7 protein-coding genes are annotated in these 6,736 nt (G+C 72.9%); 4 read left to right on the forward strand and 3 right to left on the reverse strand.

Going from position 1 to position 6,736, the window contains the following annotated elements; translation table 11 throughout:
* Window positions 1-403: 403 nt before the first annotated feature.
* Complete coding sequence (locus ACFWBT_RS40575) at window positions 404-847, forward strand: DUF6314 family protein (protein WP_385709151.1); 444 nt, start codon at window positions 404-406, stop codon at window positions 845-847.
* Here the strand turns inward: ACFWBT_RS40575 and ACFWBT_RS40580 are convergent.
* Window positions 829-1,419, reverse strand: coding sequence for a histidine phosphatase family protein (locus ACFWBT_RS40580; RefSeq protein ID WP_385709154.1), 591 nt, complete (start codon window positions 1,417-1,419; stop codon window positions 829-831). The genes ACFWBT_RS40575 and ACFWBT_RS40580 overlap by 19 nt on opposite strands.
* Before the next feature lie 232 nt (window positions 1,420-1,651).
* Window positions 1,652-3,088 (reverse strand): PLP-dependent aminotransferase family protein, encoded by a 1,437-nt coding sequence (locus ACFWBT_RS40585; RefSeq protein WP_385709157.1) that lies wholly within the window; start codon window positions 3,086-3,088, stop codon window positions 1,652-1,654.
* Here ACFWBT_RS40585 and ACFWBT_RS40590 point away from each other — a divergent pair.
* Together ACFWBT_RS40590 and ACFWBT_RS40595 are read left to right on the forward strand one after the other, a co-directional pair.
* A complete protein-coding gene (locus tag ACFWBT_RS40590) occupies window positions 3,087-4,139 on the forward strand; it encodes a DMT family transporter (RefSeq protein WP_385709160.1) in 1,053 nt (350 codons plus the stop codon). The genes ACFWBT_RS40585 and ACFWBT_RS40590 overlap by 2 nt on opposite strands.
* A gap of 92 nt (window positions 4,140-4,231) precedes the next feature.
* Complete coding sequence (locus ACFWBT_RS40595; RefSeq protein ID WP_385709163.1) at window positions 4,232-4,426, forward strand: DUF1918 domain-containing protein; 195 nt, start codon at window positions 4,232-4,234, stop codon at window positions 4,424-4,426.
* A 36-nt stretch (window positions 4,427-4,462) separates the two neighbouring features.
* Here the strand turns inward: ACFWBT_RS40595 and ACFWBT_RS40600 are convergent, their stop codons facing one another.
* Complete coding sequence (locus ACFWBT_RS40600) at window positions 4,463-5,710, reverse strand: glycoside hydrolase family 10 protein (protein ID WP_385709166.1); 1,248 nt, start codon at window positions 5,708-5,710, stop codon at window positions 4,463-4,465.
* A 168-nt stretch (window positions 5,711-5,878) separates the two neighbouring features.
* Here ACFWBT_RS40600 and ACFWBT_RS40605 point away from each other — a divergent pair.
* Window positions 5,879-6,736: 3-hydroxybutyryl-CoA dehydrogenase (locus ACFWBT_RS40605; RefSeq protein ID WP_385709169.1), on the forward strand; the 858-nt coding region annotated here is incomplete at its 3' end.

Below are 6,736 nucleotides of genomic sequence, written 5' to 3' on the forward strand. Positions count from 1 at the left end.
GCTCCCCCCCGTTTCTGGTGGGGACCCCGGTTTGGTGTTCACGGGCTCGGTTGGGTTTTTTTGGGTGGGGGGGGGGGGGGGGCGCCGCCCGGCCCCCCCCCCCCCCACGGCCCGCTCTGACGCCGCCTGACCCTCAGGAACGTCACGGAGTTCGCCGGGAAGGTGTACGTGAACCCGCCGGCGGCCCCGTCGAGCGCGGACCTGACCGGGGCGACCGCCGTCGCCGTCTCCGTGTTCACGGCCTCGGGCGCGGGTACGTGCCATGGACACTCCGCGGCTCTTTAGTCGATGGCGAGCTGTTCGGGATATCGGATGCTGATCAGTATGTCGAACGGCAAGATGGGGAGGGCAGGAGCGCGTCAAGGGGGCGCGCGCCACCGGACGGGACGGAGAGCGGGACGGTATGGGTGAGTTCTGGCCGGTGCGGGACGTGCTGACGTACCTGACCGGGAACTGGCGGGTGGAGCGCACCGTGCGGGACCTGGCGAGCGACGCGGAGGGGCGCTTCGCCGGTACGACGGTTTTCGGACCGTTCGAGGACGCGGGGCTGCTGCACCACGAGTCCGGCACGTTCGTGTGGCAGGGCGTCCCGCGGCCCGCGGAGCGGACGCTGCGCTTCCTGCCGGGGCCGCACCCCGGGACCGCTCTCGTACGGTTCTCCGACGGCCGCCCGTTCCACGACCTGGACCTGACGAGCGGGCGCCATGTCGCCGACCATCCGTGCGCGGCGGACCTCTACCGGGGCGAGTTCACCGTCCGGGACGAGCACCACTGGCAGTCCGTCTGGCGCGTGCGGGGGCCCGCGAAGGATCTGGTGCTCACGACCGGCTACGCGCGCGTGGGCTGAGAGAACATCCCGTCGAAGCGCAGATTCCAGCGGCCCGCCTGGCCCGTCACGGTGATCGCCGACAGGGGGCGGACATCGATGTTCCAGTAGGTCGACGGCGGCGCCTTCAGGGCGTAGACCAGCGCGGCCCTGACCACCGAGGGCTCGGCCACCGCGACGAGGGTGCCACCCTCGTCCGCGGGCCGGGTGTCGAGCCAGGCACCGACGCGGGCGATGAAGGACAGCAGGCACTCGCCACCGTGCGGCGTGGAGCGCGGGTCGGCCAGCCAGGCGTCCACGGCCTCGGGCTCGCGGGCCATGGCCTCACCCAGGGTGAAACCGCGCCAGCGGCCCATGTCGCAGTCGCGCAGGGCGAGCTGGACCAGGGGGGCGTAGCCGAGGGCGTCACCGGTGGCCCGGCTGCGGGGCGTCGGAGAGCAGTAGCGCAGCTCGGCCGCCGCCAGCGGCACCAGGCCGGCGGCGGCGCGCTGCACTTCTTCCCAGCCCGCCTGGTCCAGCGGCCGGTCGTCCTCGAAGCGCTCCGCGAGCAGCGAGGAGCTGCGTGCGGCTGCGACGAACGTGACCCGATGCATGCGCAGATCGTGGAGCGCGGGACTCAGCAGGTCAAGGGGGGTTACGCAGGGTATCCAAATCTTCACGGACGCACCGGCTCCGGCCTGTGCACCGGCTGAGCGAGCGCCCGGGGCCCGATCCCCTCGCCCGGCCGGAGGACTCCGACACGGCGAGCGCGACCCGCGGGACGCGGGGTGACGGGAGAGCGCCGAGGTCAGGACTCCACCCGTCGCGGGTTCGGCTCCGGGCGGGTCAGGGCCGCACCTCGTCGTACGCCGCCGTCAGTCTCCGTACCCCCTCCGTGATCTCCTCCGTCCCGGCCACCGCGGCGAAGCTCAACCGGAGCTGGGCGGCCGGGGGTTCGGCGCTGAAGTAGGGGCGGCCGGGAGTGACGGCCACCCCCGCGCGCAGGGCGGCGGCGACGAGCGCGGACTCGTCGGTGCCGTCCGGCAGTCGCACCCAGAGGTGATAGCCGCCGAACGGGACGTGGGGCAGGGCGAGTTCGGGAAGCCGCAGCCGCAGTGCGGCGGTCATGGTGTCCCGCCGGGCCTTCAACTCGGCGGAGACCGTGCGCAGATGGCGCGGCCAGGCCGGCGAGCCGACGAGTTCCAGCGCGGCCTCCTGGAGCGGACGCGGTACGAAGAAGGTGTCGACGACCTGGATGGCGCGCAGCCGTTCGAGCACCGGACCGCGCGCGGCCAGTGCGCTCACCCGGAAGCTCGGCGACGTCGCCTTGGTCAGGGAACCGACGTGCACCACGACCCCGTCCGGGTCCTCGGCGGCCAGCGGACGCGGGAGCGGGCCCGCGTCCTCGTGCACGAGGCGACGTACGAAATCGTCCTCGACGACGAAGGCTCCGGCGTCGCGCGCGATGCGCAGCACCTCGCCCCGCCGCTCGGGCGCGAGCACGGCACCGGTCGGATTCTGGAACAGCGGCTGGCAGACGAAGACCCGGGCGCCGGTCGCCCGGAAGGCGTCCGCGAGGAGCGCGGGCTTGACCCCGTCGGGATCCACCGGGACCGGGACGGGGCGAAGACCCGCGGCCCGGGCGATGGCCAGCATGCCCGGATAGGTGGGTGACTCGACGAGGACGGGGGCGCCGGGCGGTGCGAGCGCGCGCAGGGCGGTGGTCAGGGCGGACTGGCCGCCCGCCGTGACCAGCACCTCGGCGGCGCCGATCGCGCCGCCGATCCCCCGGGCGAACCACTCGCGCAGTTCCGGCAGGCCTTCCATGGGCGGCCGGGACCACGCGCCGGGGCGGCGGCCCGCCCGGGAGAGCGCCGCGCCCATCGCCCGCTCTGGCTGGAGCGAGGGGTGCAGATAGCCGCCGTTGAACTCGACGACACCGGGTGGTGGCGCGGCGAGCGAGGCGAGAACGCCGGAGGCGTCCACGGTGCGCGGGACGAGTTCGGCCGCGGCGTCCGCGCTGAGCGCGACTTCCTGCCAGGACGTGTCCCCGGTGGACGTGATGGCGGCCCGGGGCTCCGCCCGGAAGGCGCCCGCACCGGGCCGGGTGACCACGAGCCCCTCGGCGGCGAGCTGCGCCAGCGCCCGCGACACCGTCACGGGACTTACGCGGAACCGCTCGACGAGCGCCCGGCTCGACGGCAGCTTTCCCCCGGGAGAGTAGCGGTTCAGTTCTTGCCGCAGCTGATTTGCCAGGTCGCCCACACTGCTACGCTCTTGCATGAGAACAGAGAGTAGCGCTATCAACGGGACCGGGATAGCGGTCAGCACCGACACCGACCTCACGTCCGCCGCACACGCGGGGACCGACCGGTCCACGGCCGATGCGCGCGCCGTGAGCGACGGGACCCCGGCCGGCTCACTCCACCGGCCCGGGTACGCGGCCGGCACCGGGCGCCGGAACCCCTCGCCGACGGACCGTCGTTCCGGCACCCTCCAGGCGGCCCTCGGGGTCACCGCCTTCTCCCTCACCTTCCCCGCGACCGCCTGGGGCCTGGAGGGCTTCGGCCCCTGGTCCCTGGTGGCCGTGCGCTGCGTACTCGCCGCGGTCGTCGCGGGCGGCTGCCTCCTCGCCCTGCGGGTGCCCGTACCGGCCCGGCGGCATCTGGCCGGGCTCGGCGTCGTCGCCGCCGGAGTCGTCTTCGGCTTCCCCCTGCTGACGACACTCGCTCTTCAGACCTCGACCACCGCCCACGCCGCCGTGGTCGTCGGACTGCTGCCGCTGACGACGGCACTGTTCTCGGCGCTGCGCACCGGCGCCCGGCCGTCACGGATGTTCTGGCTGGCGGCCTGCGCGGGTGCGGCCGCCGTGATCGCGTTCACCGTGCAGCAGAGCGGCGGCGCGCTGACCGGAGCGGACGCCTACCTGTTCGGGGCGCTGCTGATCTGCGCGGCGGGCTACACCGAGGGCGGTCGGCTCGCCCGTGTGCTGCCGGGCTGGCAGGTCATCGGCTGGGCGCTGGTCCTGTGTCTGCCGCTCAGCGTGCCGGGCGCGCTGGTGGCGCTGTCGTACGAGCCGGTGCACTTGACGGCGCACAGCGTGACCGGGCTGCTGTGGGTCGCGGTCGGTTCGCAGTTCCTCGGTCTGGTCGTCTGGTACCGGGGGATGGCGTCGATCGGCATCCCGAAGGCGAGCCAGTTGCAGCTGGCCCAGCCGCTGCTCACACTGGTGTGGTCGGTACTGCTCCTCGGCGAGCGGCTCACCCCGGCGGCACCGCTGACGGCGGCCGCCGTGCTCGTCTGCATCGCCCTCACCCAGCGGGCGCGGGGCTGACCCGTGTGCGCGGGCCGGGCCAACCTGCGCCGCCGGCCGTAGACTTGAGGCCACGAACCGCTACTCCCGTACAGGACGAGGAGACCGTTCAGATGCACGCAACCAAAGGCGACCAACTGGTGCAGCACGGCAGGGTTGTCGGCCAGCACGACAAGGTCGCGGAGATCACCGAGGTCATGGGAGCGGAAGGCGCTCCCCCCTACCGCGTGCGGTTCGAGGACGGTCACGAGGCCGTGTGCTCGCCGGGCCCGGACTCCGAGATCCGCCACAAGGACATGCCGCGGTAGAACGACCGGGACGGCCGCCGGGAGGCGGGCGCTCCCTCAGCGCGGGGGCTTCGCCGACTGCCGGTAGTGGTCGGCGACGACCCGTGCCATCGCGCCGACACGGTCGGCACCGACCTCCGCGGCCGAGAAGAAGACATGCCCGCGCACCTCGGCGTGACCGCGGGCGAACGTGAGGTGCCGGGAGAGCTCGGCGGGGTCCTGCCAGGCCGCGGGCTGCCCCGGGGCGCCCGCCTTGTACAGCGCCTCCCCCGCGTAGAGCTGCACCCCCGTCCCCCGCGCGACCTCGGCCCACCAGGGCAGCAGCTTGGCGTAGTCGGCGGCGGCGAAGCCGATGTTCCAGTAGAGCTGAGGACAGATGTAGTCGATCCGGTGCTCCCTGACCCATTTCCTGGTGTCCGCGTAGAGATCGTCGTACGTCTCGACACCGGCCCGGGTCGCTGAGCCGCGCGGGTCGGTCGCCGCGTTGCGCCAGACCCCGAAGGGGCTGATCCCGAAGCGGACCCCGGGGCGGACCTTCTTGATGCCCGCCGCCATCTCCAGCACCAGCCGGTCGATGTTGTGGCGCCGCCAGGCCGCCCGGCCCGAAAAGCCCGCGCCGTGCTCGGCGTACGCCGCGTCGTCGTCGAAGACCTCGCCCGCCACCGGGTACGGGTAGAAGTAGTCGTCCCAGTGCACGCCGTCGACCGCGTACCGGCGCACCGCGTCGAGCATCGCGGTCCGGACGAACGTCCGGACCGGGGGCAGCCCGGGGTTGTAGTAGAGCTTCCCGCCGTACCGCACGACCCAGTCCCGGTGGACGCGGGCGGGGTGCGTGGGGGCGAGCCTGCCGGGGTCCGGCTGTCCCGAGACGCGGTACGGGTTGAACCAGGCGTGCAGTTCCAGGCCGCGCGCGTGGGCCTCCCGCACCGCGGTGCCCAGCGGGTCCCAGCCGGGGTCCTTGCCCTGGACGCCGGTCAGGTACTGGGACCACGGCTCGTACGGCGAGGGCCACAAGGCGTCGGCGGCGGGACGGACCTGGAAGAACACGGTGTTGAGGCGCAGGCGTACCGCCGTGTCGAGGTGGGCCAGCAGCTCGGCGCGCTGGCGCGCCGCGCTCAGACCGGTGCGGGAGGGCCAGTCGCGGTGCGAGGCGGTCGCGAGCCACATGCCGCGCACGGCGGGCACGGCCCTCGGCCGGTGCGGGGAGGCCGGGCCCCGGGCCGCCGCGGCGTCCCCCGCCGTGCCGAGTCCCGACAGGGTGGCGAGCGCGGCCGCCGCGAACGCCCGGCGTGGCAGTCGCCCCATCTCCGTACCCCCTACGCTGCGGATCCGTCCGGTCACGGATCGTCTCGGAGCCCAGCATGCCCCACCCCGACGATCGATCATCGATACTTGGGAGTAACGTGCACGTTCGGAGCAGGCACCGAACAACGGAGGACCTGCCAGGCCGTGCGGATCAGCGAAGGGGACGATGTGACCGACATCGAACGCGTCGGAGTGGTGGGCTGCGGCCAGATGGGAGCGGGCATTGCCGAGGTGTGCGCCCGCGCCGGCCTCGACGTCAAGGTCGCCGAGACCACCGGCGAAGCCCTGGAGATCGGCCGGACCCGGCTGTTCAACTCCCTCTCCAAGGCGGCGGGCCGCGGAAAGATCTCCGAGGACGAGCTCAAGGCCACCCTGGACCGGCTGAGCTTCACCACGGACCTCGGCGAGTTCGCCGACCGCGACCTCGTGATCGAGGCCGTCGTCGAGAACGAGCAGGTCAAGACCGAGATCTTCCAGGTACTCGACCAGGTGGTGACCAGGCCGGACGCGATCCTGGCCTCCAACACCTCCTCGATCCCGCTGGTGAAGCTGGCCGTCGCGACCTCGCGTCCCGACCAGGTCATCGGCATCCACTTCTTCAACCCGGCCCCGGTGCAGCAGCTCGTGGAGCTGATCCCGGCGCTGACCACCTCCGAGGGCACCATCGGCCGCGCCCAGCTGTTCGCCGAGAAGGCGCTCGGCAAGCACGCGATCCGCGCCCAGGACCGCTCGGGCTTCGTCGTCAACGCGCTGCTGATCCCCTATCTCCTGTCCGCGATCCGGATGTTCGAGTCGGGCATGGCGAGCCGCGAGGACATCGACAACGGCATGGAGATGGGCTGCGCCCACCCGATGGGCCCGCTCAAGCTGTCCGACCTGATCGGTCTCGACACGGTGGCCTCGGTCGCGTACTCGATGTACGAAGAATATAAAGAGCCGCTGTACGCCGCTCCCCCGCTGCTCCAGCGCATGGTGGACGCGGGCCGCCTCGGCCGGAAGTCGGGCTCGGGGTTCTACCCGTACGAC

Origin of the sequence: Streptomyces sp. NPDC060027 (genome assembly GCF_042737005.1) — a bacterium.
Classification (GTDB): Bacteria; Actinomycetota; Actinomycetes; order Streptomycetales; family Streptomycetaceae; genus Streptomyces.

Bases quoted from the DNA above. Each gene is read 5' to 3' on its own strand.
- ACFWBT_RS40575 (WP_385709151.1), top strand. From the start codon at position 404: ATGGGTGAGTTCTGGCCGGTGCGGGACGTGCTGACGTACCTGACCGGG.
- ACFWBT_RS40580 (WP_385709154.1), bottom strand. From the start codon at position 1,419: ATGCATCGGGTCACGTTCGTCGCAGCCGCACGCAGCTCCTCGCTGCTC.
- ACFWBT_RS40590 (WP_385709160.1), top strand. From the start codon at position 3,087: ATGAGAACAGAGAGTAGCGCTATCAACGGGACCGGGATAGCGGTCAGC.
- ACFWBT_RS40585 (WP_385709157.1), bottom strand. From the start codon at position 3,088: ATGCAAGAGCGTAGCAGTGTGGGCGACCTGGCAAATCAGCTGCGGCAA.
- ACFWBT_RS40595 (WP_385709163.1), top strand. From the start codon at position 4,232: ATGCACGCAACCAAAGGCGACCAACTGGTGCAGCACGGCAGGGTTGTC.
- ACFWBT_RS40600 (WP_385709166.1), bottom strand. From the start codon at position 5,710: ATGGGGCGACTGCCACGCCGGGCGTTCGCGGCGGCCGCGCTCGCCACC.